Source organism: Bacillus sp. HU-1818, assembly GCF_022695965.1.
Taxonomy (GTDB): Bacteria; Bacillota; Bacilli; order Bacillales; family Bacillaceae; genus Bacillus; species Bacillus atrophaeus.
This window is the reverse complement of sequence record NZ_JAAPBE010000001.1, coordinates 1,029,532-1,053,092: the sequence shown is the minus strand read 5'-3', so window position 1 is coordinate 1,053,092 and position 23,561 is coordinate 1,029,532. Positions and strand designations below refer to the sequence as shown.

The 23,561-nt window shown below is 44.4% G+C and carries 23 protein-coding genes, 17 tRNA genes, 1 rRNA gene and 1 riboswitch; of the genes, 33 read left to right on the top strand and 8 right to left on the bottom strand.

The features are described from left to right. Positions 1-97: 97 nt before the first annotated feature. From rrf to GXP75_RS05210, 17 genes are all read left to right on the top strand, one after another. Positions 98-213, top strand: a 5S ribosomal RNA gene (gene rrf, locus GXP75_RS05290). 9 nt (positions 214-222) lie between these two features. Continuing rightward, a tRNA-Asn gene (locus GXP75_RS05285) sits at positions 223-297 on the top strand. 5 nt (positions 298-302) lie between these two features. Beyond that, positions 303-393: transfer RNA gene (locus GXP75_RS05280), tRNA-Ser, on the top strand. A gap of 35 nt (positions 394-428) precedes the next feature. Then, positions 429-500 (top strand) — tRNA-Glu (locus GXP75_RS05275). 10 nt (positions 501-510) lie between these two features. Next, positions 511-586, top strand: a tRNA-Val gene (locus tag GXP75_RS05270). Between the two features lie 7 nt (positions 587-593). Continuing rightward, positions 594-670: transfer RNA gene (locus tag GXP75_RS05265), tRNA-Met, on the top strand. A gap of 38 nt (positions 671-708) precedes the next feature. Further along, positions 709-785, top strand: a tRNA-Asp gene (locus GXP75_RS05260). Between the two features lie 14 nt (positions 786-799). Then, positions 800-875, top strand: a tRNA-Phe gene (locus tag GXP75_RS05255). A 5-nt stretch (positions 876-880) separates the two neighbouring features. Next, a tRNA-Thr gene (locus GXP75_RS05250) sits at positions 881-953 on the top strand. Positions 954-971: 18 nt separating this feature from the next. Then, positions 972-1,056: transfer RNA gene (locus GXP75_RS05245), tRNA-Tyr, on the top strand. 10 nt (positions 1,057-1,066) lie between these two features. Then, positions 1,067-1,140: transfer RNA gene (locus GXP75_RS05240), tRNA-Trp, on the top strand. Positions 1,141-1,165: 25 nt separating this feature from the next. Further along, positions 1,166-1,241 (top strand) — tRNA-His (locus tag GXP75_RS05235). A gap of 9 nt (positions 1,242-1,250) precedes the next feature. Continuing rightward, positions 1,251-1,322 (top strand) — tRNA-Gln (locus GXP75_RS05230). Positions 1,323-1,369: 47 nt separating this feature from the next. Next, positions 1,370-1,444 (top strand) — tRNA-Gly (locus tag GXP75_RS05225). A 5-nt stretch (positions 1,445-1,449) separates the two neighbouring features. Then, positions 1,450-1,520, top strand: a tRNA-Cys gene (locus GXP75_RS05220). Positions 1,521-1,526: 6 nt separating this feature from the next. Continuing rightward, a tRNA-Leu gene (locus tag GXP75_RS05215) sits at positions 1,527-1,615 on the top strand. A gap of 691 nt (positions 1,616-2,306) precedes the next feature. Further along, positions 2,307-2,388 (top strand) — tRNA-Leu (locus GXP75_RS05210). Between the two features lie 49 nt (positions 2,389-2,437). Here GXP75_RS05210 and GXP75_RS05205 read toward each other — a convergent pair. From GXP75_RS05205 to GXP75_RS05190, 4 genes are all read right to left on the bottom strand, one after another. Continuing rightward, positions 2,438-3,574, bottom strand: a complete 1,137-nt coding sequence (locus GXP75_RS05205; protein WP_061572411.1) for a zinc-dependent alcohol dehydrogenase — start codon at positions 3,572-3,574, stop codon at positions 2,438-2,440. Between the two features lie 22 nt (positions 3,575-3,596). Next, on the bottom strand, positions 3,597-3,956 hold the full coding sequence (locus GXP75_RS05200; RefSeq protein ID WP_081112778.1) for a spore coat protein: 360 nt from the start codon (positions 3,954-3,956) through the stop codon (positions 3,597-3,599). Next, positions 3,953-4,177, bottom strand: coding sequence for a spore coat protein (locus GXP75_RS05195; RefSeq protein WP_150223776.1), 225 nt, complete (start codon positions 4,175-4,177; stop codon positions 3,953-3,955). The genes GXP75_RS05200 and GXP75_RS05195 overlap by 4 nt, the downstream gene beginning before the upstream one ends. Before the next feature lie 94 nt (positions 4,178-4,271). Next, positions 4,272-5,051: a sporulation protein gene (locus tag GXP75_RS05190; protein ID WP_242556266.1), complete on the bottom strand. Its 780-nt coding sequence runs from the start codon at positions 5,049-5,051 to the stop codon at positions 4,272-4,274. Positions 5,052-5,150: 99 nt separating this feature from the next. Here GXP75_RS05190 and GXP75_RS05185 point away from each other — a divergent pair, with 99 nt between their 5' ends. The 3 genes from GXP75_RS05185 (at position 5,151) to GXP75_RS05175 (ending at position 8,399) form a co-directional block, all read left to right on the top strand. Then, positions 5,151-5,828: a Type 1 glutamine amidotransferase-like domain-containing protein gene (locus GXP75_RS05185; RefSeq protein WP_242556265.1), complete on the top strand. Its 678-nt coding sequence runs from the start codon at positions 5,151-5,153 to the stop codon at positions 5,826-5,828. A 68-nt stretch (positions 5,829-5,896) separates the two neighbouring features. Continuing rightward, positions 5,897-6,006, top strand: a riboswitch (TPP riboswitch). 140 nt (positions 6,007-6,146) lie between these two features. Next, positions 6,147-7,919, top strand: coding sequence for a phosphomethylpyrimidine synthase ThiC (gene thiC / locus GXP75_RS05180; RefSeq protein ID WP_242556264.1), 1,773 nt, complete (start codon positions 6,147-6,149; stop codon positions 7,917-7,919). Positions 7,920-8,216: 297 nt separating this feature from the next. Beyond that, positions 8,217-8,399 carry an FbpB family small basic protein gene (locus tag GXP75_RS05175; RefSeq protein ID WP_010788025.1) on the top strand — a complete coding sequence of 61 codons (183 nt, stop codon included), beginning with the start codon at positions 8,217-8,219 and terminating at the stop codon, positions 8,397-8,399. Positions 8,400-8,506: 107 nt separating this feature from the next. On the opposite strand, the gene katA is transcribed toward GXP75_RS05175, so the two are convergent. Further along, entirely contained in the window at positions 8,507-9,958 is a 1,452-nt protein-coding gene (gene katA, locus GXP75_RS05170) for a catalase KatA (protein WP_214918447.1), read from the bottom strand. Positions 9,959-10,302: 344 nt separating this feature from the next. On the opposite strand from katA, the gene GXP75_RS05165 reads away from it, so the two are divergent. The 5 genes from GXP75_RS05165 to rpsN all read left to right on the top strand — a co-directional run bounded on the left by GXP75_RS05165 (position 10,303) and on the right by rpsN (position 14,536). Further along, positions 10,303-11,070 carry an ABC transporter ATP-binding protein gene (locus GXP75_RS05165; protein WP_242556263.1) on the top strand — a complete coding sequence of 256 codons (768 nt, stop codon included), beginning with the start codon at positions 10,303-10,305 and terminating at the stop codon, positions 11,068-11,070. Positions 11,071-11,100: 30 nt separating this feature from the next. Further along, the gene (locus GXP75_RS05160; RefSeq protein WP_242556262.1) at positions 11,101-12,084 is read left to right on the top strand and encodes an aliphatic sulfonate ABC transporter substrate-binding protein; all 984 of its coding nucleotides are present in this window, start codon (positions 11,101-11,103) and stop codon (positions 12,082-12,084) included. Next, positions 12,081-12,917, top strand: a complete 837-nt coding sequence (locus GXP75_RS05155) for an ABC transporter permease (protein WP_214918439.1) — start codon at positions 12,081-12,083, stop codon at positions 12,915-12,917. The genes GXP75_RS05160 and GXP75_RS05155 overlap by 4 nt, the downstream gene beginning before the upstream one ends. Before the next feature lie 25 nt (positions 12,918-12,942). Further along, positions 12,943-14,079, top strand: coding sequence for an FMNH2-dependent alkanesulfonate monooxygenase (gene ssuD / locus GXP75_RS05150; RefSeq protein WP_242556261.1), 1,137 nt, complete (start codon positions 12,943-12,945; stop codon positions 14,077-14,079). 187 nt (positions 14,080-14,266) lie between these two features. Next, positions 14,267-14,536 carry a 30S ribosomal protein S14 gene (gene rpsN / locus GXP75_RS05145; protein WP_004430086.1) on the top strand — a complete coding sequence of 90 codons (270 nt, stop codon included), beginning with the start codon at positions 14,267-14,269 and terminating at the stop codon, positions 14,534-14,536. A gap of 44 nt (positions 14,537-14,580) precedes the next feature. On the opposite strand, the gene GXP75_RS05140 is transcribed toward rpsN, so the two are convergent. After that, positions 14,581-15,057: a DUF3169 family protein gene (locus GXP75_RS05140; RefSeq protein ID WP_214918433.1), complete on the bottom strand. Its 477-nt coding sequence runs from the start codon at positions 15,055-15,057 to the stop codon at positions 14,581-14,583. A 1-nt stretch (position 15,058) separates the two neighbouring features. After that, positions 15,059-15,259 (bottom strand): helix-turn-helix transcriptional regulator, encoded by a 201-nt coding sequence (locus GXP75_RS05135; protein WP_239813743.1) that lies wholly within the window; start codon positions 15,257-15,259, stop codon positions 15,059-15,061. A gap of 204 nt (positions 15,260-15,463) precedes the next feature. On the opposite strand from GXP75_RS05135, the gene GXP75_RS05130 reads away from it, so the two are divergent. After that, positions 15,464-15,537: transfer RNA gene (locus tag GXP75_RS05130), tRNA-Gly, on the top strand. A gap of 90 nt (positions 15,538-15,627) precedes the next feature. On the opposite strand, the gene GXP75_RS05125 is transcribed toward GXP75_RS05130, so the two are convergent. Then, positions 15,628-16,251, bottom strand: coding sequence for a hypothetical protein (locus tag GXP75_RS05125; protein WP_242556260.1), 624 nt, complete (start codon positions 16,249-16,251; stop codon positions 15,628-15,630). 85 nt (positions 16,252-16,336) lie between these two features. On the opposite strand from GXP75_RS05125, the gene queG reads away from it, so the two are divergent. The 7 genes from queG to prkA all read left to right on the top strand — a co-directional run bounded on the left by queG (position 16,337) and on the right by prkA (position 23,405). Beyond that, a complete protein-coding gene (gene queG / locus GXP75_RS05120; RefSeq protein ID WP_242556259.1) occupies positions 16,337-17,497 on the top strand; it encodes a tRNA epoxyqueuosine(34) reductase QueG in 1,161 nt (386 codons plus the stop codon). A gap of 33 nt (positions 17,498-17,530) precedes the next feature. After that, positions 17,531-18,493, top strand: a complete 963-nt coding sequence (locus GXP75_RS05115) for an amidase domain-containing protein (protein ID WP_242556258.1) — start codon at positions 17,531-17,533, stop codon at positions 18,491-18,493. 37 nt (positions 18,494-18,530) lie between these two features. Continuing rightward, the gene (gene trmL, locus GXP75_RS05110) at positions 18,531-19,013 is read left to right on the top strand and encodes a tRNA (uridine(34)/cytosine(34)/5-carboxymethylaminomethyluridine(34)-2'-O)-methyltransferase TrmL (RefSeq protein WP_242556257.1); all 483 of its coding nucleotides are present in this window, start codon (positions 18,531-18,533) and stop codon (positions 19,011-19,013) included. 91 nt (positions 19,014-19,104) lie between these two features. Beyond that, positions 19,105-19,737: a YhbD family protein gene (locus GXP75_RS05105; RefSeq protein WP_313897115.1), complete on the top strand. Its 633-nt coding sequence runs from the start codon at positions 19,105-19,107 to the stop codon at positions 19,735-19,737. A gap of 12 nt (positions 19,738-19,749) precedes the next feature. Continuing rightward, positions 19,750-20,460: a polymer-forming cytoskeletal protein gene (locus GXP75_RS05100; protein ID WP_242556256.1), complete on the top strand. Its 711-nt coding sequence runs from the start codon at positions 19,750-19,752 to the stop codon at positions 20,458-20,460. Between the two features lie 11 nt (positions 20,461-20,471). Further along, positions 20,472-21,128 carry a hypothetical protein gene (locus GXP75_RS05095; protein WP_242556255.1) on the top strand — a complete coding sequence of 219 codons (657 nt, stop codon included), beginning with the start codon at positions 20,472-20,474 and terminating at the stop codon, positions 21,126-21,128. A gap of 381 nt (positions 21,129-21,509) precedes the next feature. After that, positions 21,510-23,405 carry a serine/threonine protein kinase PrkA gene (gene prkA, locus GXP75_RS05090; protein WP_004430056.1) on the top strand — a complete coding sequence of 632 codons (1,896 nt, stop codon included), beginning with the start codon at positions 21,510-21,512 and terminating at the stop codon, positions 23,403-23,405. The last annotated feature ends 156 nt before the right edge of the window (positions 23,406-23,561 follow it).

The following is a 23,561-nucleotide window of genomic DNA, read 5'->3' as shown; positions in this document are numbered from 1 at the left end:
TAGTGCTTACACGTTATCTAGTTTTGAGAGAATAATTTTTAAAAAATCTCTTGCTTTTTCTGAAATACATAGTATAATGATATTTGTCACTAAAATGTCTGGTGATGATGGCGAAGAGGTCACACCCGTTCCCATACCGAACACGGTAGTTAAGCTCTTCAGCGCCGATGGTAGTCGGGGGCTTCCCCCTGTGAGAGTAGGACATCGCCAGGCAGACTTCATTCCGCAGTAGCTCAGTGGTAGAGCTATCGGCTGTTAACCGATCGGTCGTAGGTTCGAGTCCTACCTGCGGAGCCATTAATGGAGAGCTGTCCGAGTGGCCGAAGGAGCACGATTGGAAATCGTGTAGGCGGTAACCCCGTCTCAAGGGTTCGAATCCCTTGCTCTCCGCCACTATTATTTATACATATTTCAAATGAATCAATCAGGGCCCGTTGGTCAAGCGGTTAAGACACCGCCCTTTCACGGCGGTAACACGGGTTCGAATCCCGTACGGGTCATTAAAATGATGGAGGATTAGCTCAGCTGGGAGAGCATCTGCCTTACAAGCAGAGGGTCGGCGGTTCGAGCCCGTCATCCTCCACCATCATTATCGCGGGGTGGAGCAGTTCGGTAGCTCGTCGGGCTCATAACCCGAAGGTCGCAGGTTCAAATCCTGCCCCCGCAACCAATTTTTAAATCAGTACTCAAAACAGAGTGCATTAAAATGGTCCGGTAGTTCAGTTGGTTAGAATGCCTGCCTGTCACGCAGGAGGTCGCGGGTTCGAGTCCCGTCCGGACCGCCATTTTAAAAAAGTTTGGCTCGGTAGCTCAGTTGGTAGAGCAACGGACTGAAAATCCGTGTGTCGGCGGTTCGATTCCGTCCCGAGCCACCACCTATGCCGGTGTAGCTCAATTGGTAGAGCAACTGACTTGTAATCAGTAGGTTGGGGGTTCAAGTCCTCTTGCCGGCACTGTGTTTTTTATAAGATGGAGGGGTAGCGAAGTGGCTAAACGCGGCGGACTGTAAATCCGCTCCCTCAGGGTTCGGCAGTTCGAATCTGCCCCCCTCCACCATTTTTATTCTAGGGGCATAGTTTAAAGGTAGAACAGAGGTCTCCAAAACCTCCGGTGTGGGTTCAATTCCTACTGCCCCTGCCACTATATAATTCATCTTAAGACTATGGCGGTTGTGGCGAAGTGGTTAACGCACCAGATTGTGGCTCTGGCACTCGTGGGTTCGATTCCCATCAATCGCCCCATATTATCATTGGGCTATAGCCAAGCGGTAAGGCAACGGACTTTGACTCCGTCATGCGTTGGTTCGAATCCAGCTAGCCCAGTTGTATTTTTAAAACCAACTGCATATGTTATTATAAGTTCTTTAAATGCGGAAGTAGTTCAGTGGTAGAACATCACCTTGCCAAGGTGGGGGTCGCGGGTTCGAATCCCGTCTTCCGCTCCAATTATGGCGGCATAGCCAAGTGGTAAGGCAGAGGTCTGCAAAACCTTTATCCCCGGTTCAAATCCGGGTGTCGCCTTTCTTTGCCGGGGTGGTGGAATTGGCAGACACACAGGACTTAAAATCCTGCGGTAGGTGACTACCGTGCCGGTTCAAGTCCGGCCCTCGGCACCAATTTAACTTAACAAATGTTAAATTGGTTTGCAGCATTTTTGCTATCGAACTTAAACGTATACCTTATATAAAGAGTGATCTACTGACTGTAGATTACTCTTTTTTTGTTAGCCTTTATTGGTACCATAAAGGCCTTATCAGCACCTAACCGCAGCGTGTACCTTTCTTTCTTTATGATTCTCGTTAAAAAAAGGTTTTTCTTTATTTCATATTTAATTACATTCTAAGCTGAAATTTATTTGCAAAGTGAGATATAAAGATAAATGCGGATGTTATGAGAAGCGGATTTAGTCAGTGAGCAGCAAAAAACGAGGAACTTTAAAGGGATGTAAATTACGTTAGATAGCATATATGTTTCTAAATAGGATGATATCCCATATTGCAATGAAAGTATCGAATATAGAGCACAATCACTTTACCGTAAGACCTCACCAGGAGGCAGCTATTATTCATAATATGTAAAGTGAGCTTTAGCAAAAAATCTGAAATCAAATAGATTAAGATTAGTTGGAGTAATAATGCAAATCCTTTTTCGGATTATTCTAAAGAAAAGGAGTTTAAGGAAACCGTGATGTTGAGTTAATAAAAGATTTGAGAAAAACTTTTTTAGAAAATCTATTGACTCTCTGAATAATGCATGATATATTTATATTCGTCGGTTACATACGAATTGTAAACGGACATTATACTTGCCGGTGTGGCGGAATTGGCAGACGCGCACGACTCAAAATCGTGTTCCTTCTGGAGTGTCGGTTCGACCCCGACCACCGGTATAAAAATGAAAAAAGACGATATTTCAGAAAATGAAATACCGTCTTTTTTTTATGGTTTTAAAAGAACTTTGATTGCCCCGTCTGTTTTGGTGTCAAATACTTCGTAGCCTTTTTTAGCTTGGTCTAGGGGTAAGACATGTGTAATGATATCGCCGGGATCGACTTTGCCTTCTGCAATTAAATTGTATAGGTAAGGCATGTAATGGATAACCGGTGCTTGTCCTGTTCTGATATTGACGTTCCTTTGAAAAATGTCTCCAAAAGGGAAGGCATTGTATCTCATGCCGTATATTCCTGTGACTTGAATGGTGCCGCATTTACGGACAGCTTGAGCAGCCATGACGAGTGCGCCCATTGCACCGCCGTGAAGCTTTAATCCTGTGGCGAGAAATTCAAGCGGCGACATTTTTCCGTCCATCCCAACACAGTCGATGACCACATCGGCTCCGCCCTGCGTGATTTCTTTCAGATAGCTTCCCGTGTTTTGTTCGTTTTCGAAATTTACGATCTCTACGTTATTTGTCCGTTTGGCATGTTGAAGGCGGTAGTCAATATAGTCGACCGCTATGACTCTTTCAGCACCCTTCAGCCAGGCGAATTTTTGCGCCAGGAGCCCGACCGGACCGCATCCGAGTATAATCACGGTATCTCCCTTTTTCACCCCGGCGTTATCCACGCTCCAATAGGCTGTGGACATGGCATCTGAGAGCAGGACTAATTTTTCATCTTCTACTTCACAGTCATCAGGGATGCGGAAGGGGGTGAAATTGGCGTATGGCACACGCATATATTCAGCTTGTCCGCCCGGATAGCCGCCGGTTGTGTCGGAGTATCCGAAATATGCGCCCATTTCTCCATTGGCGTTTGAGTTGTCACATTGGCTTTCTAACTGATTTTTACAAAAAAAACATTCACCGCAGCTGACATTAAACGGGATGATGACGCGGTCGCCTTTTTTTACTTTATGGACGTCAGGACCCACTTCTTCAACGATTCCCATCGGTTCGTGACCAATAATATAGTCTTCCGGAAAATTTGGTATCATTCCGTGAATTAAGTGTAAATCTGATCCGCAAATCGCTGTAGTCGTTAATTTAACGATGATATCGTCTGATTTTTTGATTTCAGGGGCTTTCACTTCTTTGACTCGTATATCTTTAATCCCTTGATACGTCACTGCTTTCATTCAACATGTCTCCTCTGGCTGTCTAGTTATCGGGTGTTGCAAATGTTCCAAGCCGGTTCGTATTGTCGGGAAATAGCTTCAAACCGGCAATATCAATCGCTGTTTGGGCTGATTTCATATCCAATTGAAATTGTTTGTCTGTATCAGCGGGATGAAGCCACCCTTTTTCAATCATGAGGCTGGATAGTTCCCCGTGTAAGTGAATGGCGGCATCTAATTGATGGCGCAGTGCGGCTCTTAGTTCAGGGCTTGCCGTTTCTGTGATGGCTGCCGCGTAATTTCTGACTCCGGTTTTTACTGAGATTAAAAAATCGAGAGCCAGTGCGGAATCAGCAAGATCAGGCATTCCTTTCGCGTTTTGGGGATCTAAGTAATCGTTCAATGAAGGTTACCTCCGTTTCTTGTTGGGGCTTTTGTATATAAAGCTTGGAGCTCAGCAATATCTTTTATCGACTGTTGCACGTCTTTTTCCATAAGTGCTCTCAGTTCCTGATCAAACACAAGTCCCTGCATCATTTTTGACTTCAATAAGCAGACGGTTTTAAAATTAAGAATTTCATGTGTTTCCATTGTTTCGTGGTTTGCCAAACGGTCTTGTGCCATACAACGTTCACCTCCCGGATTCCCGTGTATTCTTTCCTTGTTTAAACCATTTATACAAAATAAAAATGATCCCAAACCATATGGGATCATTTCTTCATTCTGCGTATCGGCTGATGAGCTGATCGAGTCTGTCTGCCAGTCTGTCTGTGCCGGCTTCTAATTCATGTTCACTAAAGTAAACCTCTGTCAGCCGCTCACCATCGTTATACATTTCTTCAAGCCAGCCCGCAAGACCTCTAGCTTTCCGATCTACTTCTAGAATAAGCTCTAGTCCGTCTTCGTGGAGGTGAAATACGGCTTCCAGTTCATCGAGCAGTCCTTTGTAAGGTCCGGAATGCGGGATAAATTCAAATTCCTGCACAAATGGCAGACGCCGGCGGAAATAGGGGGCATGTTCACAGTCCGCCTCATGGAGCCTAAAGCCAATTTCCTGCAGGGCTTGTAATACATTGTCCATCCACGGGTGGAGATTGACGTGAAACGAATCATAGTCTGATTTATCGATGCCGCCTTCAATATCTAAATCAGTCATGAGAAATACGTTTGTCTTGCCGATAGTAACGGGTGTATCAAGCGGCAGCCGGAAGCTGAATGAAAAAACTTTTTCTTCGCCGGCATTTATCATAAATTCATTTGTCACCCGATGGGAGGCCACAGTTTTATATTTTGTCTCTGCTTTATCATCTTCTTTAATGGTATACTTTGTTTTAACAATAACTTCAATATGGCGGATTTGCTGTTCAATACTTCCGCCTTTGACACGGACAGTGCCGCTTACCATTTCTCCGGGACTATATTTTGACTTATGTAAAACCGTATCCAATTTTGCTGCTCCGATTCCTGCGCTTGCAGCCAGTTTCTTAAAAAATGACATGAGTTTAAGGCTCCTTTTCTTATCATATGGAAAGACATCTATTATACGTCTATATATCGGTGGGGATTCATTTATTTTAAATGAAGGAGAGGTTGCTTTGTGAAACAAATTATAGCTATGGGCGGAGGCGGCTTTTCGATGGAGCCGGATCATCTGCTCCTTGATCAATATCTTTTGGAGCAAACGAAAAAATCTGCACCGCGGGTATGTTTTTTGCCGACTGCGAGCGGTGATTCCGAAAGCTATATTCAACGGTTTTATCATGCATTTCACAAGCTTGAGTGTATGCCGGACCACTTATCCTTGTTTAAACCGCCTTCAACAGATCTGGCTTCATTTATATATGAACAGGATATTGTATACGTCGGCGGCGGAAATACCCGGAAAGAATGGGGATTAGATCATATATTGCGTGAGGCGTGGGAGAGAGGCGTTATTTTATCAGGATTAAGCGCCGGAGCCATCTGCTGGTTTGAAGAGGGCGTGACGGACTCGATGAATGGCCCGTTAACAGGCCTGAATGGCTTAGGGTTTTTACAAGGGAGCTTTTGTCCTCATTATGATGGAGAGAAGGAGAGGAGACCGGCGTTTCACAGGCTTATATCAGAAAAGTCTTTGAGTGAAGGCTATGCAGCTGATGACGGAGCGGCCTTGCACTTTATAGGAGACCAGCTGTTTCAGGTTGTGAGTTCACGAGCTAGCGCACAGGCATATCGGGTGTCACTGTATGAGAATGAAATAACAGAAATATCATTGCCGGTTTATCACTTAAGTTGAATTAGCTGAATATTTTCTACATTTCTCTTTCTTCGATTCTGTATTTATGATAAGATGAAAACGAAATCAATAGTTACTGGGGGTGCCCGACTGACGGGCTGAGAGAGAAGCGTTTGCTTCTTAACCCTTTGGACCTGATCTGGTTCGTACCAGCGTGGGGAAGTAGAGGAATTGTTTTTATTATTGTTTTTTTGGGCGATAATATATTTCTTTATGACTGACTGCCAAACCGGGTTCATACATATGAGCGCGGTTTTTTTGTGCTGGTGCTAAAGCTTGGTTGGTCCTTTCAAACTTATAGAGGGGGAAGGATTATTCATGCAAAACAATTCAGTACAGCAAGCTAACATTTCCATTATGTCGAGTTTTTCCGGAAGCAAAAAATTATATGTGGAGGGTTCTTCACCGGACATCCAAGTGCCGATGAGAGAAATCGGTTTGAGTCCAACCACCGGATCGTTCGGCGAGGAAGAAAATGCGCCGGTTCGTGTATATGATACGAGCGGCCCTTATACTGATCCTAATCAACAGATTAATATTCATGACGGCTTGCAGCCACTGCGCCATAAGTGGATTTCAGGGCGCGGTGATGTGGAAGAATATGAAGGACGAGCCATTAAACCGGAGGACAACGGCTATAAAAAAGCAAACCAAAATGAAAGCTATCCAGGCTTAAAACGAAATCCGCTTCGGGCTAAAATGGGGAAAAATGTGACTCAAATGCATTATGCGAAAAAAGGCATCATTACACCGGAAATGGAGTTTATCGCGATTCGTGAGCATGTGTCTCCGGAATTTGTGAGAGATGAAGTAGCCAGCGGACGTGCGATCATTCCTTCCAATGTGAATCACCCTGAAAGCGAGCCGATGATTATCGGGCGGAATTTCCATGTGAAAATCAATGCGAACATCGGAAATTCTGCGGTCACTTCGTCAATTGAAGAAGAAGTCGAAAAGATGACATGGGCGATTCGCTGGGGAGCGGATACGATGATGGACCTTTCTACCGGGAAGGATATTCACACGACTCGTGAATGGATCATCCGCAATTGTCCGGTGCCGGTGGGAACAGTGCCGATTTATCAGGCCCTTGAGAAGGTGAATGGGGTTGCTGAGGATTTAACGTGGGAAGTGTATCGCGACACATTGATTGAACAGGCGGAACAAGGCGTTGATTACTTTACCATCCATGCGGGAGTCTTGCTTCGATATGTGCCTTTAACTGCAAAGCGTACAACGGGTATAGTATCACGCGGAGGGGCAATCATGGCGCAATGGTGTCTGGCCCATCATCAGGAAAGCTTCTTATACACTCATTTTGAAGAGATTTGTGAAATTATGAAGGCTTACGATATTGCTTTCTCCCTCGGTGACGGTCTGCGTCCTGGTTCGATCGCGGATGCGAATGATGAGGCGCAGTTTGCGGAGCTGGAGACGCTTGGAGAACTGACGCAAATTGCATGGAAGCATGATGTACAGGTGATGATTGAAGGCCCGGGGCATGTGCCGATGCATAAAATTAAAGAAAACATGGATAAGCAGCTTGAAATTTGTAAGGAAGCGCCTTTTTACACGTTAGGACCGCTGACGACGGATATTGCCCCTGGCTATGACCACATTACATCAGCGATCGGAGCGGCGATGATTGGCTGGTACGGGACTGCGATGCTGTGCTATGTCACGCCGAAAGAGCATTTGGGACTGCCAAATCGCGATGATGTGAGAGAAGGAGTAATAACTTATAAAATTGCGGCTCATGCGGCTGATCTTGCAAAAGGGCATCCGGGAGCACAAATGCGCGATGACGCCCTTTCAAAAGCGCGCTTTGAATTCCGCTGGCGTGATCAGTTTAACCTTTCCCTCGATCCTGAAAGGGCGATTGAATATCATGATGAAACATTGCCTGCGGAAGGAGCAAAGACGGCTCATTTCTGTTCGATGTGCGGACCGAAGTTTTGCAGTATGAGAATTTCACAGGATATTCGGGATTATGCGAAGGAAAATAATCTTAATGAATCTGAAGCTATAGATGAAGGATTAAAAGAAAAGGCAAAAGAGTTCGTGGAGACGGGAAGCCATTTATATCAATAAAAGGCGGCAGATGAAGATGGAGTTTTAAGCATCTTCGTCTGTTTTTTTATTGTGTCCGAACTATAAATGGTAAGCGTAGCCGGACCCCTTTGATGAAATGATTGGCCGTAAGGTTTGTATTTAAGGTGCCGCTGTCTCAAATTATAGTTGACAGGTAGGTATAGTGTGAATTAAGATGATGAATAAATATTTCCATATGCAAGCTGATCGGATCACCGAAGGCCCTTATCTTTTGTCATAGATAAGGGCCTTTTTGTATCTGATAAGCGGGCATGCGTGGAATCGGGAGGAATTGTCATGGGAGTTAAAAAATATGTGCCGGCAGGGCGGAAAAAACCGAAAAAACGAAAAAAATATAAGAAACAAACGTTAAGTTTGGAGTTGCTTATTGAAAAAAACAAATGGGAGATTCTGAATAATGAACATCAGATGGAGGAGATTTATATGAAAATTGATGAAAAACATGCAGGAACCAGATAAGTGTTATTTATTTTGAGGCAAATGCATTTTTCATTTCAAACCGTTAAATGAGAATATCTTTTGAATGAAAAAACCGCTGATCACGTTGTCAGCGGTTTTTTGTAAGGTCAAACTTCTTTCTTAATCGGCAGTCCGAGCCCTTTCGCAACACGGTTTCCGTACTCTGGATCTGCTTTGTAGAAATGCTCGATTTGACGCAATTTGATTTCTTCTTTTTCAACCGGTTTCATCGCGTCAACGATGTTTTGGACAAGGCGTGTACGCTCGTCTTCGCTCATTAAGCGATAAAGGTCGCCGGCTTGAGTATAGTGGTCATTATGATCGTAGCCTACGCTGTCAGCCATGCCGGATACCGGATATGCGGCTTGTTTATCTTCAGGTGATTCAGTCGGTCCGCCAAAGCTATTAGGTTCGTAATATACGGAACCGCCGCCGTTATTGTCAAAGCGCATTTGGCCGTCACGCTGATAGTTTTTCACTTCATTGCGAGGACGGTTGATTGGCAAGGATTGATGGTTCGCGCCCACACGATAGCGATGCGCATCATGATATGCAAACAAACGGCCTTGGAGCATTTTATCAGGTGATACATCGACACCTGGCACCAATGTTCCTGGAGAGAATGTCGCCTGTTCTACTTCAGCAAAGTAATTTTCAGGATTTCTGTCAAGAACCATGCGGCCGACTTCAATGAGCGGATAGTCTTTTTGAGACCAGACTTTTGTGACATCAAATGGATCGAACCGATACGTATTTGCATCTTCTAAAGGCATGATTTGCACATATAATTTCCATGCGGGGAAATCACCGTTTTCAATCGCATTAAACAAATCTTCGGTATGATAATCCGGGTTTTCACCAGCGATTTTTGCAGCTGTTTTTACATCAAGGTTCTTCACGCCTTGTTCTGTTTTAAAGTGATATTTGATCCATACGCCTCCGCCGTCTGCATTCGTCCATTTAAAAGTATGGCTTCCGAAACCATGCATATGGCGCAGTGTAGCTGGAATTCCGCGATCAGACATCAAGATGGTGACTTGATGAAGTGATTCAGGGGATAAAGACCAGAAATCCCATACGGCGGTAGGGTTTTTCAGATGTGTTTTCGGATCTCTCTTCTGTGTATGAATGAAGTCTGGGAATTTGATCGCATCGCGAATAAAGAATACAGGGGTATTGTTACCGACGATGTCATAGTTCCCTTCTTCAGTATATAATTTCACTGAAAATCCGCGAGGGTCGCGTACTGTATCAGCAGAGCCAAGTTCACCGGCCACTGTAGAAAAACGTACAAATAGCGGTGTGCGTTTTCCGACTTCTGATAAGAAATTCGCTTTTGTATATTTAGTCAGATCATTTGTCACTTCAAAATAACCGTGGGCACCGGCACCTTTAGCATGAACAACACGCTCAGGAACACGTTCTCTATTGAAATGGGCCAATTTTTCAAGTAAGTGTACATCTTGAATTAAAGTTGGTCCGCGAGAACCGGCTGTCATTGAATTTTGGTTATCACCAACCGGAGCGCCCCAGTTAGTCGTAAGTTTATTTGAACTCATCTCATCACCTCTTGGAATTTATAAAGTTATAATACCATCTATTATAAAAAAGTCAATATTATTTTATAATGATTATAAAATAAATATTTTTATAAAAGAGTAATACTGCTAACCAGCGGGATCGTGCACACTGATGCCGAGATGACAAAAGACTTATTGAGGATAAGAAGTTTTGGTTTTTGAAAAAATAGTTGACATGTCGGAATACTTTGAATTAACATGATATTTACATTCAAATCGACATTGAGGCAGCTGATCGGACCACCGAAGGCTCCCATCTCTATAAAAACTTGAGATGGGGGCCTTTTTGTTTATCCAATTATTAAAAGAAAGCGGGGAGCATAATGGCTGTAACCATTCACATTAATGAAAAATCTTTTATCAGCGACGGCCGGAAAGTAAACGTATTGGATCATATTCATTTATCCATCGCGCCGGGCGAATTTCTGACGGTGATCGGACCGAGCGGATGCGGTAAAAGCACATTGCTTAAAATGATTGCCGGACTGGACACGGACTATGACGGCGAAATTATGATAAACGACAGAGAAATAAAGGCTCCCGGCATTCAGCAAGGTTTCATTTTTCAAGAGCATCGGCTGTTTCCTTGGATGACAGTCGAACAGAATATCGCTGCAGATTTGAATTTGAAAGATCGAAAGGTCAGAAAAAAAGTAGATGAACTAATAGAGATTGTCAGGCTGAAAGGGTCGGAGAAGGCGTATCCCCGGGAACTATCAGGGGGAATGTCACAAAGGGTGGCCATTGCAAGAGCTTTGCTGAGGGAGCCGGAGGTGCTGCTTTTAGATGAGCCGTTTGGCGCTTTAGACGCTTTTACAAGAAAACATCTTCAGGATGTGCTCTTGGATATCTGGCGGGAGAAAAAGACAACGATGATTCTTGTTACACATGATATTGACGAGTCCGTTTATTTAGGAAATGAGCTGGCGATTCTCAGTGCCAAGCCGGGCAGACTGCATAAAATGTTGCCGATTGATCTAGCGTATCCCCGGAACCGGACAACGGCTGATTTCCAATTGCTCAGACAGAAAGTGCTATCAGAATTTGAAAAGACAGAAGACCTGCAATATGCAGAAGGAGCAGGGATTTAAAATCAGCAGAAAGAAAGGGCGGAATCTGACATGAAAAAAGCATTCCTACTTTTATCGGCAGTTATTTTTCTACTAACAGGATGCGGCTCTGACGGGGCAAGCGGAAAAAAAGAATTAAAGGAAATTAATATCGGAATTCAGCAGAGTTTAAGCCCGCTTTTGATTGCTAAGGAAAAAGGCTGGTTTGAAGAGGCATTTGAAAAAGAAGGAATTAAAGTGAAATGGACGGAATTTCAAAGCGGGCCGCCCCAGTTTGAAGGGCTTGCCGCTGATAAGCTCGATTTCTCACAGGTCGGTAATTCACCTGTCATTTCCGGTCAGGCGGCAGGCATCAGCTTTAAAGAAATCGGCTTGTCTCAGGATGGTTTGAAAGCTAACGGGATTCTGGTCAAAAAGGACAGCGGCATTCATAACCTGAAAGATTTAAAGGGGAAAAAGATAGCGGTAGCCAAAGGAAGCAGCGGGTTTGACTTTCTCTATAAGGCTCTAGATCAAGAGGGGCTTTCTGCTGGTGATGTCAATATTATTCAGCTTCAGCCAGATGAAGCCACGTCCGCTTTTGAAAACGGAGCTGTTGATGCATGGTCGATTTGGGAGCCGTATCTGTCTATAGAAACGCTTAAGCACGAAGCGAAAATCATCGCAAACGGAGAAACCACGGATTTGTATTCACCTGGCTTTACACTGGTCAGAACGAAATTTGCCGATGAGTACCCTGATGAAGTGGTCCGCTTTTTGAAAGTTTACGATAAAGGGGTGGCATGGCAAAAGAAACATAGAGAAGAAGCCGCAGATCTGTATGCGGACATAAAGAATTTAGATAAAGAGGTAGTGAAAAATGTATTAAACAATACTGAGCCGTTGAATGAAATCATCAATGATGACATTATCAAGGCCCAGCAGGAAACTGCGGATTTCCAATACCGGACAAAAGCGATTAATAAAAAAATTGATGTGAAGGAAGTAGTGGATAATTCATTTATCAAAAAAGCGTTAAAAGAAGGTGAAAAATGATGAAAGCTGCTGCAACAACTGCCGGTTCATTACAGAAAACAAATGTCTCACAAAAGCGGAAGAACACAGCAAAAAACGTCTATGGCTGGGTAAAAGGGCTGGTTTTGCCCTTTGTGATCATTGCGGTGTGGCAAATCGCAGGGTCACTGGAGATTGTGTCTGCTACCGTCCTGCCGACGCCGCTTGTCATTCTCCTGACTTTTAAAGATTTAATTGTATCGGGAGAGCTATTCGTGCATTTGAAAATCAGTGTGTACCGGGCGGCCGCGGGCTTTCTGTCAGGCGCAAGTCTCGGTTTGCTCGTTGGATTGCTGGTTGGATTCTCGAGGAAAACAGAACATTACATTGACCCGTCCTTACAAATGCTCAGAACTGTTCCGCATCTGGCAGTGACACCGCTGTTTATTTTATGGTTTGGCTTTGATGAGACTTCGAAGATTCTCTTAATTGCACTCGGCGCCTTCTTTCCAGTCTATATCAATACCTTTTTAGGCATACGCGGAGTCGATTCAAAGCTGTTCGATGTGGCGAAAGTGCTGGAGTTTCCTTGGTACCGGCAGATGACGAAATTGATTTTGCCGGCGGCGCTTCCGAGTATTCTTCTTGGCATTCGTTTATCGCTCGGAATTGCTTGGCTGGGGCTTGTCGTAGCGGAGCTGATGGGGTCGAGCGAGGGCGTCGGTTATATGATTATGGATGCGAGACAGTTTTCGCAAACGAACAAAGTATTTGTCGGAATCATCATTTTTGCGGTTGTCGGCAAACTGACGGATTCATTCGTCCGCTTCTTGGAGCGCAAGTTATTAAAATGGAGAAACAGCTATCAAGGCTGAAATTATATAGAAGGGGAGAGTTATGATGGAAATTCTTTGGTTTATTCCAACACATGGAGACGGCCGGTACATTGGAACGAAAATAGGCGGAAGACAAGCCGATCATTCCTATTTTAAACAAGTAGCGCAAGCAGCCGATAGGCTTGGATATACAGGTGTGCTGCTGCCCACCGGGAGATCATGCGAAGATCCGTGGCTGACCGCGTCGGCTTTGGCTGCGGAAACAAGACATTTGAAATTTTTAGTGGCTGTCAGGCCGGGCCTTATGCAGCCGTCTGTCGCTGCGAGAATGACATCTACTCTTGACCGGATTTCAGAAGGGCGTTTGCTGATTAATGTTGTAGCCGGCGGTGATGCGCATGAATTGGCAGGTGACGGGCTGTTTATCAGCCATGATGAGCGCTATGAAGCGACAGATGAATTTTTAACGATTTGGCGAGGGCTGCTGCAAGGGGAAACCGTTGACTATGAAGGCAAGCATATGAAAGTGGAGAACGGGAATCTATTGTTTCCGCCGCATCAAACGCCGCACCCTCCCCTTTATTTCGGAGGATCTTCCGCCGCCGGCATTGAAGTGGCAGCAAAGCATACGAACGTATATTTGACATGGGGCGAGCCGCCGGAAAGTGTGAAAGAAAAAATAGAGACAGTCAAAAAACAAGCGAAAAAGGAGGGGAGATCCGTCCGTTTCGGTATCAGGCTTCACGTCATTGTCAGAGAATCGGCAGAGGAGGCGTGGAATGCGGCCGACAGATTGATCAGCCATTTGGATGAAGATACAATCGCCCAAGCGCAGGCAGCACTCCGGAGGGCAGATTCTTCAGGGCAAAAGCGAATGTCAGACCTTCATAATGGTGACAGAAGCAAGCTGGAGGTAAGCCCAAATCTTTGGGCAGGCATCGGGCTGGTAAGAGGGGGAGCAGGCACAGCGCTTGTCGGCGATCCTGAAACAGTTGCCGAACGTATATTGGAGTATAAGGCACTGGGCATAGAATCATTTATTTTTTCCGGCTATCCACATTTAGAAGAGGCGTATCATCTTGCTGAGCTGGTTTTTCCGCTTCTGCCTTTTGACAATGAACGCACAAAGGGATTAAAAGCTGTTACAGGAGAGGCTATCGGGAACAGCCATTTCCCGGATCAGAAAAAAATGAGCGTGTAAGTCAGAGCCTTTGAGAGCCATTTTCTTGTTCGCCTTTTTGTAATGAGCGAACAAGAAAATGGAAAGAGAGGCTGTATTGTGAGAATAAGAGGACAGGCGATTTTTATAAGCGTGAATCTTGCTTTTTTCAGTTGTACATGATAAATTTTAAATCGTAACTATTACGATTAACAGGAGGTTTTATTTTTTGGCTAAGAAATCTAAAGTGGCAAAAGAATTAAAACGGCAGCAGCTTGTTGAAAAATATGCAGAAATCAGAAGAGAATTGAAGGAAAAGGGAGATTATGAAGCGCTAAGCAAGCTTCCGAGAGATTCAGCTCCAGGAAGGCTTCATAACCGCTGCATGGTAACAGGCCGTCCGAGAGGTTACTTGAGAAAATTCAAAATGTCCAGGATTGCATTCAGAGAGCTGGCGCATAAAGGCCAGATCCCGGGTGTGAAAAAAGCTAGCTGGTAATCAAGAGATTGTTGTTTCTTTTTGTGAATAAGAACTCCGTCCATTCACATGGTGCCGGAGTTTTTTGTGCTTTTATGAAAAGAGATAACATAGACTAGATGCTGTACAATCATGATGGCAAATACGAGTAAGATGGGAAAGAAGGGGATGTGTGATTGGAATAATGGATAAAAAATGAGCAGGACGGCTGCGATTGGCAGGGAAAAATAAACGGCAACGTATGAGGCCCGGCATGCTTTCGCTGTCAACATCTGTTCTCTCTCATCCTGTTCTTCAAATTCATCAGGCAGCAGCAGGCCTTTTTTTGACTTCGGACCCATCTTTTTCTGAACATAGAGGTAAACGGCGGTTCCGATACAAAAGAGAATAAACGGGGTAATGTTCATCTCAAATTCCATTCCGCCTGATTGGGTCCTGAAAAATAAAGCCCCTTTTTTTGATGCTTCAAAATAAGTAATAATTGTCCAGCAGGCAAGGGCAAAAAGCACAAGCTGAAACGCCGCTTTTATTTTCATGTTCATTTTACAATTCCTCCTCCAGCCAAAAAACGTCCTCCATAGCCATGGAGAATGCTTTGCAGATTTTTAAAGCCACTAACAGCGAGGGAACGTAGTCTCCTTTTTCAATTGCTGCTACCGTTTGTCTTGTCACGCCGACTGCTTCCCCGAGTTTTTCCTGAGAATAACCGAATCGCGCTCTAAGTTCTTTCACCTTATTATTCATCATGACATCCGCCGCCTTTAATTCTCTCACTTTCTTATATTGTAAAGTATGATTAACATTGTGTAAACGTTACTTAACATTTTTGTGGTCTTGCTTATAAAAAAAATATTTTTCGACAAAAAATTTAATATTCCCTTGACGAAAAATTAATAAACATGTAATATAAGAAAAGTCGATGCGGTGCTGTTGCCGCGATATTCTGACGCGGGTGTAGTTTAGTGGTAAAACCTCAGCCTTCCAAGCTGATGTCGTGAGTTCGATTCTCATCACCCGCTCCATACATACGTTATTAACGCAGTGTTTCGTTTCTCAGATAAACGAAGTATTGCGTTTTTTTATGTGAAAAAAGACACGTTTCAGGCGTGTCTTTATGTAGTCCAATGAACGGTATGAGAGCCGCCGTGAATTTGCTCAAACATTTTTGTTAATGATTCCAGCAGCTTGTTCGCTTTGTCTTTTTCAAAAGAAGGCGGAAAAAAGACAAGCTGTAAGAGTTGTTTTGTGTCAGGTGTGACAGGTGCGTGATTCGTCAATCCTGTAAAATCGCCAAATACGCCGTTTTGATCGGAAAAGGCCAAGATGTTTGCCTTTTCGCCGACTGAAAGACGGACAGGCGCATGAAGCCGTCCGGCATCATATACCATGATGGGAAGCGAATATTTCAATGAGAAAAAATTTGTGGTATCATGGGCTGAATCCTTGCTCTCTATGAACTGTTCGCGTGAAATGAACAAGAGCACCTGTTCAACGGGTGTGATTTGTCCTTCAAAAGAAGGGTGCAGCTGTTTAAAGACCTGCTGCCATTCTTTCACGAAGGGCTGATCGGATATTCCGCCATCGGCATAATCAAAATAAAGAGATTCTTGAAATAAGCGAAGTCTGCCTTTCAGCATTTGCGGAGACGGCCCGACTTCAATATGCTCATATAGGACGGCAGCAGCGTGTAAACCGTGTGCCCGTTCAGTTATTATAGGGTCAAGATGAATGTCCAACTAAATGTCACTCCAATCCGGAATAGTACTCATCTATTATACGCGGCTTAGAGGTGAATCACAAAGAAAGGAGGCTGTGCAAAAAATGAATATTCGTCAGCTGCAAGAAGAATTAATTGAATATGCGAAAAGCATCGGGGTGGACAAGATCGGCTTTACCACCGCTGACACTTTCGAAAGCTTAAAAGACCGTTTGATTCTGCAGGAATCACTTGGCTACCTATCAGGTTTTGAAGAGCCTGATGTGGAGAAAAGAGTGACACCGACGCTTCTTTTGCCAAAAGCAAAATCCATCGTGGCTATCGCGCTTGCGTATCCTTCCAAAATGAAAGATGCGCCGAGAAGTACAAAAGACGCGCGCCGCGGTATTTTTTGCAGAGCTTCCTGGGGAAAAGATTACCATGATGTGCTTCGTGAAAAGCTTGATCTTCTGGAGGCTTTTTTGCAAAGCAAGCATGAAGAAATACGGACAAAGTCCATGGTTGATACAGGAGAACTGTCTGACCGTGCGGTGGCAGAGCGGGCCGGCATAGGCTTCAGCGCGAAAAACTGTATGATCACGACACCTGAATACGGGTCTTATGTCTATTTGGCGGAAATGATCACAAATGTGCCCTTTGAGCCGGACGTGCCGATTGAAGATATGTGCGGTTCATGTACAAAATGTCTTGATGCCTGTCCGACCGGCGCTCTTGTGAACCCCGGACAGCTTAATGCTCAGCGGTGCATTTCTTTTCTTACGCAGACAAAAGGGTTTTTGCCAGATGAATTCCGCACGAAAATCGGAAACCGGCTGTATGGCTGTGATACTTGCCAGACCGTATGTCCGATTAATAAAGGAAAAGATTTTCACCTTCATCCGCAAATGGAACCGGACCCGGAGATTGCAAAGCCGCTGTTAAAGCCGCTTTTGACAATAAGCAACCGTGAGTTTAAGGAGAAATTCGGCCACGTGTCAGGCTCATGGCGCGGCAAGAAGCCGATTCAGCGTAACGCAATCTTGGCGCTCGCCCACTTTAAAGACCAATCGGCTTTACCTGAATTGGCAGCCCTTATGCATCAGGACCCGCGCCCTGTCATCAGAGGAACTGCCGCGTGGGCAATCGGGAAAATCGGCGATCAAGAATATGCCGAAGAGCTGGATCGTGCGCTTGCGAAAGAAAAAGATGAAGAAGTCAAACGTGAAATTGAAAAAGGGATTGATTTATTAAAGGCGGCCAATAAGACTAAACAGGGATTGTCCTGACATATGCTGATAGAGGATTGAAAAAACACTTGTATGCAGAATCAAGTGTTTTTTCTCTATAAAAAAGCATGGTGGGTGGAGCGCTTGAAGCACATTTTAGAAAGTTTAGCGGAGGAGCGGCTTGGTTACTTGGTAAATGGGCTTGAAATGAGGCAAGAGCGCCAAGTCGGTGATGCAGATGTGATTGACCGGAAAAAGAAACTCTTGGCAAAGCGAAAAGTTGAGATTGTAAAAGCGAAGGCGAAGGCCGTGATCAGGAACACACATGTAGAAGATGACGGAACAACCTGTATGACGTATACCATACACACAGAGTATCTTTGCAAGGAGCAGGACGGAACCCTTTATATAGAAGAACAATTAGAGGATCGGACTGCGTTTATTTATAACCAGATGCTGATTAAGGACCAAGAAGTTGTGAAAAAGCCTGCCGGATTTTCTGAAGGGCAGAGTATCATTGAGTATACGAATGAGGAAAGAGAAGGATTCGGCAGAGCGTTTCAATACGACCGTCTGGCAGCGGTTCAGTATGCAGAAAAATACTGGAATAAACGAAATGCTGCGTATAAAAATTTTAGTGATAATTGCACCAATTACATTTCACAGTGTCTCCATGCAGGCAGCGCACCGATGCGGGGTTATCCGAATAGAGGCTCAGGCTGGTGGATGAAGGACAGCTCATGGAGCTACAGCTGGACTGTTGCCCATTCAATGAAAATGTACTTAGCCAAATCGAAGGCCGGACTGCGCGCGGTACAGGTTTCGTCTGCCGAGGAGCTGGTGCCGGGTGATGTCATTTGCTATGACTTTGAAGGGGACGGACGTTTTAATCACACAACGATCGTCGTGGCGAAGGATAAAAGCAATATGCCGCTGGTGAACGCCCAATCCTATGACAGCCGGATGAGATATTGGTCATATGAAGATTCAACAGCGTACACACCTTCTATCAGATATGTATTTTTTCATATTATAGATGATACGACAAAGGGATAATTAATGATATAATGGTGGGCGGACAAGAAAAACAGAGGTGAACAGATTGGCATTACATGTCGTTTTATATCAACCGGAAATTCCCGCAAACACAGGGAATATTGCACGTACCTGTGCAGCAACAAATACAACGCTTCATTTGATCCGCCCGCTCGGATTTTCAACTGATGACAAAATGCTCAAGCGCGCAGGACTCGATTACTGGGAGTTCGTAAATGTCGTTTATCATGACTCATTGGAGGAATTATTTGAGGCATACCAAAAGGGGCAGTTTTTCCTCATTACGAAATTTGGCCAAAAGCCGCACACGTCATTTGATTACACTGACATTGACGAAGACTATTTCTTTGTTTTCGGCAGAGAAACTAGCGGATTGCCAAAGGATCTGATTGAAAAAAATATGGATCGCTGTCTGCGTCTCCCTATGACAGAGCACGTGAGATCACTGAATCTGTCAAATACCGCGGCGATTCTCGTCTATGAGGCACTGCGCCAGCAGAATTACGGAGACTTGAAATAGCCGAAATCCGCTCATATGAATGGGCGGATTTCTTTTTTATTTAACAACGTAACAGTGTTATGTTACAATACGACATAAAGGAGTTGGAAAGATGGAGGAACACGAACAATTAATCTCTAAAAAGGATTTGCTGGAAGAGACTTCGATATCATACGGCCAGCTATACCGATGGAAACGAAAAAACTTAATTCCTGAGGAATGGTTTATTCGTAAATCAACTTTTACCGGGCAAGAAACCTTTTTTCCGCGTGCAGAAATATTGAAACGAGTATCGAAAATTCAAGAAATGAAGGAAAATCTATCCTTGGATGAAATGCGGGATATGCTGTCGCCGAGAGTCAAGGACATGAAAATAACCGGAGGCGAGCTGGTTGAAAGAGGATTGATCTCGTCGGAAGTTCTGTCTGTTTTTCTAAAGCTGCGCGATACGGACAACGTGTATTTTTCTTATCAGGACATCCTGTCAGCCTATGTGCTTGAAGGGCTTCTCCAATCTGGAAACATCAGTCTTGATGAAGGGAAAATGGCAGTGGAAGTGCTGAACCAGTCTGGCCTTTCTGAGATAAAAAAACATACCGAATTGATTATATTACGCAAACTCGGCATCACGACATGTTTTGTCGCTGCTTCTTCAGAGCCGATCATTTTTGAGAAAGCAGTAAAAATTGCAGAGAAAATAGATTTGGCAGAGGCTTCGGAAGAATTAAAAGCAAAATTATTGTAGGAGGAGCGGCGAATGAATAACGAAAAGCTTATTATCAATGGATCAGGAAGTTCAAAAGGAGGAAAGTTTCAAACGGTTGAAATTAATGGGAGCGGCATTGTGACCGGAGATATCGAATGTGAATCTCTCAGATTTAACGGCAGCGGAAAAGCCGATGGCAAAGTCAAAGCGGAAGATGTGATCATCAGCGGATCTGCAAAAATTACTGGAGCCGTTGAGGCAGATTCTATTCATATTAACGGATCGGCATCTATTCATGGAAATCTTCAAGCGAATAAAGTGAAAGTCGCTGGTTTTTCCTCGTTCGGCGGGTTTGTCAAAGGGGAGGATCTCACAATTTCAGGTAAAGCCTCCATCGCGGAAGATTGCGAGATTGAAACGTTTCAATCTGAAGGGAAATTCTCAGTGGGCGGTCTTCTTAACGCCGACGACGTGAATATCAGACTTTCCGCCGGGGAAAGCAAGGCGCAAGAAATCGGCTGCCGGCGCATTGTGGTCAAAAGCCGGCGCGGGGTGCTGTCTCTGTTCAAGCTTTTGCCTTCTCCGGTTTTAACGGCTCATACAATCGAGGGAGATGAGATTGACCTAGCAGATACAAAGGCAAAGATTGTCCGGGGAAATTCAGTGAAGATTGGTCCCGGCTGCCACATTGAGCTTGTGGAATACAGCGGACAATTTGAATGTGATCAGTCGGCGACGGTAGTGAAAAGCCAGAGGATATAAGGAGAGCTCTCATGGAGAATTTGAAGTTGAACGGATCGGGAAGCGCAGCCGGAGGAGCCTATCATAAGGTTACCATCAGAGGAGAAGGGATCATCGGTGAAGGCTTGGTCAGCAACGGCTGCCGGATTTTCGGCACAGGGCGTTTCTTGGGAGGCGCGGAAGTAAACAGGTTTGCCGTTTTTGGAGAAAGCAAGGTCGACGGAAGTTTGACCGCTCAGCATATCGGCATTTTCGGAACAATGAAAGTCGGAGATGACCTGCATTTTGAAGAAATGAAAATAAAAGGAACGGCAGACGCAGCCGGGAGTGCGGCCGGACATTCGTGTGATGTCAAAGGAACACTGAGGGTGAAGGGAGATTGTGAAACAGAGATCTTTCGCTTGGCGGGAAGCCTGGAGGTTGGTGGATTGCTGAATGCCGGTGAGGTAACCATTGGATTGCGCTTTGGGCGCAGCTCCGTAAAAGAAATCGGAGGCACATCCATTACGATAAAAAATAACCCCGGTTTTCTCAAACGCGGAGGCACGCTCACAGCCGATCTTATCGAAGGCGACACTATTTATATTGAAAACACACAAGCTGCTGTTGTCAGAGGTACACATATGAAGATCGGCCCCGGCTGCAAAATTGGGAAACTCGAGTATATCAAAAGCGGCAAGAACAATTAAGAAAAATGATAACGAAACATTGTTGTGTTTCATGATGAAAAGGGTGCCTGAACAAATCAGGCACCCTTTCTTTTTATTCCATTATTTCTTTCCTGGCTTGCTGTCGTATCCGGCTGTAAAAATTGAGACCAAAAAAGTGAGAATGACTCCCATCATGATGATTGTTTTCACCATCTCTCCCCCTCTTCATTTTTCCCTTTGCTGCCCGGTCTGGATGATTCTGTATGTTCTTCATTATGAAGGGTTCGCGTCATTCTTGTCAATGACGGACAAACTCTCTTCATTTTTAAGAAACGAAAGCATGTATCATCAGATCACCGCATAGATTGTATCAAAGTACCTTATTTGCACAGCGCATCAAACATGATAGAGGAGGTCCTTATGGATATATTAAAGAAAATTGAAAAGTACAGAGAGGAAGAGCAGCGTCTCAAATGGGAAGGAACATTCGCTGATTATTTGGAGATTATTAAAGAAAATCCAATGGTCGCGCAATCTGCTCATTCTCGCGTTTTTAATATGATAAAAGACAGCGGAATCGAGGAGAGCGGCGGAAAGAAGAAATACAGCTTTTTTGATCGGGAGCTGTTTGGGCTTGAGGAATCTCTGGAGCGCCTTGTAGAGGAATATTTTCACCCGGCAGCCAAAAGGCTCGATGTCAGAAAACGGATTCTTCTGTTAATGGGTCCTGTCAGCGGCGGAAAATCCACCCTTGTCACGATGCTGAAAAAAGGGCTTGAAGCATACTCCCTGACTGATAACGGCGCTGTCTACGCGATCAAAGGCTGCCCGATGCACGAGGACCCGCTCCATTTAATTCCCCAAAATTTACGTGAAGATTTTTACAGAGAATACGGCATCCGCATTCAGGGCAATCTTTCTCCGCTTAATTTAATGAGGCTTGAAGAAGAGTATGGCGGAAGAATTGAAGATGTAAAAGTGGAAAGAATCTTTTTTTCCGAAGATAAAAGAACAGGAATCGGAACCTTCAGCCCGTCTGATCCGAAATCACAGGATATTGCAGATTTAACCGGAAGCATTGATTTCTCAACGATTGCTGAATACGGTTCCGAATCAGATCCCCGCGCATACCGTTTTGACGGTGAGCTGAATAAAGCAAACAGGGGAATGATGGAGTTTCAGGAAATGCTGAAATGTGATGAAAAGTTCCTCTGGCATTTGCTGTCACTGACGCAGGAAGGAAACTTCAAAGCCGGGCGGTTTGCTTTAATTTCAGCTGACGAGCTTATCGTAGCCCACACGAACGAAACGGAGTACCGCTCGTTCATCTCCAATAAGAAAAATGAAGCTCTTCATTCAAGAATCATTGTGATGCCTGTTCCTTATAACCTGAAGGTGTCAGAGGAAGAGCGTATTTATGACAAAATGATTTCTGAGAGCGATGTGGCGGATGTTCACATTGCGCCTCATACACTTAAAGTCGCCGCCATGTTTTCGATTCTCTCCAGATTGAAGGAGCCAAAGCGGTCTGACATAGACTTGGTGAAGAAGATGAGATTGTACGACGGAGAGAGCGTTGAAGGTTTTAATTCCGTTGACGTGGAGGATATGAAAAAGGAATACAATGATGAGGGGATGAGCGGTATTGACCCGCGTTATGTCATTAACCGCATTTCCTCTACCATCATCAGAAAAAATATGGAGTCGATCAATTCGCTTGATGTTTTGCGCTCTTTAAAGGAAGGGCTTGATCAGCACCCTTCTATTTCAAGTGAAGACCGGGAGCGTTATCTGAATTTTATCTCGGCCGCACGCAAAGAGTATGACGACATCGCCAAAAAGGAAGTCCAAAAAGCATTTGTCTATTCATATGAAGAATCTGCAAAAACGCTGATGGACAATTACTTAGACAACGTCGAAGCCTATTGCAATAAAAATAAGCTTCGCGATCCGCTGACCGGAGAAGAAATGAACCCGGATGAAAAGCTGATGAGATCCATCGAAGAACAAATCGGCATTTCAGAAAATGCGAAAAAAGCATTCCGCGAAGAAATCTTAATTCGCATTTCCGCGTATGCAAGAAAGGGCAAGCGGTTCGATTATAATTCCCACGAAAGGCTTCGTGAGGCGATTCAGAAAAAATTGTTCGCCGATCTCAAGGATGTGGTTAAAATTACGACATCAACCAAAACGCCGGATGAGCAGCAGCTTAAAAAGGTAAATGAAGTTGTGGCTCGATTAATTGATGAACATGGCTATAATTCCACAAGTGCAAACGAGCTGCTGAAGTATGTCGGCAGCCTGCTGAACCGATAAAGTGAGAAACCCGTCCGTCAAGGGCGGGTTCTTTTACACCCGCATACATGTTGTCCCATTTTCGAAATTGTTTGGCAATTGTTTGTACCCATCTGCATATGATAAATATAAATCTTTTCGAAAGACTTGTTTCATAATTCAGCACAAGCCGGAATA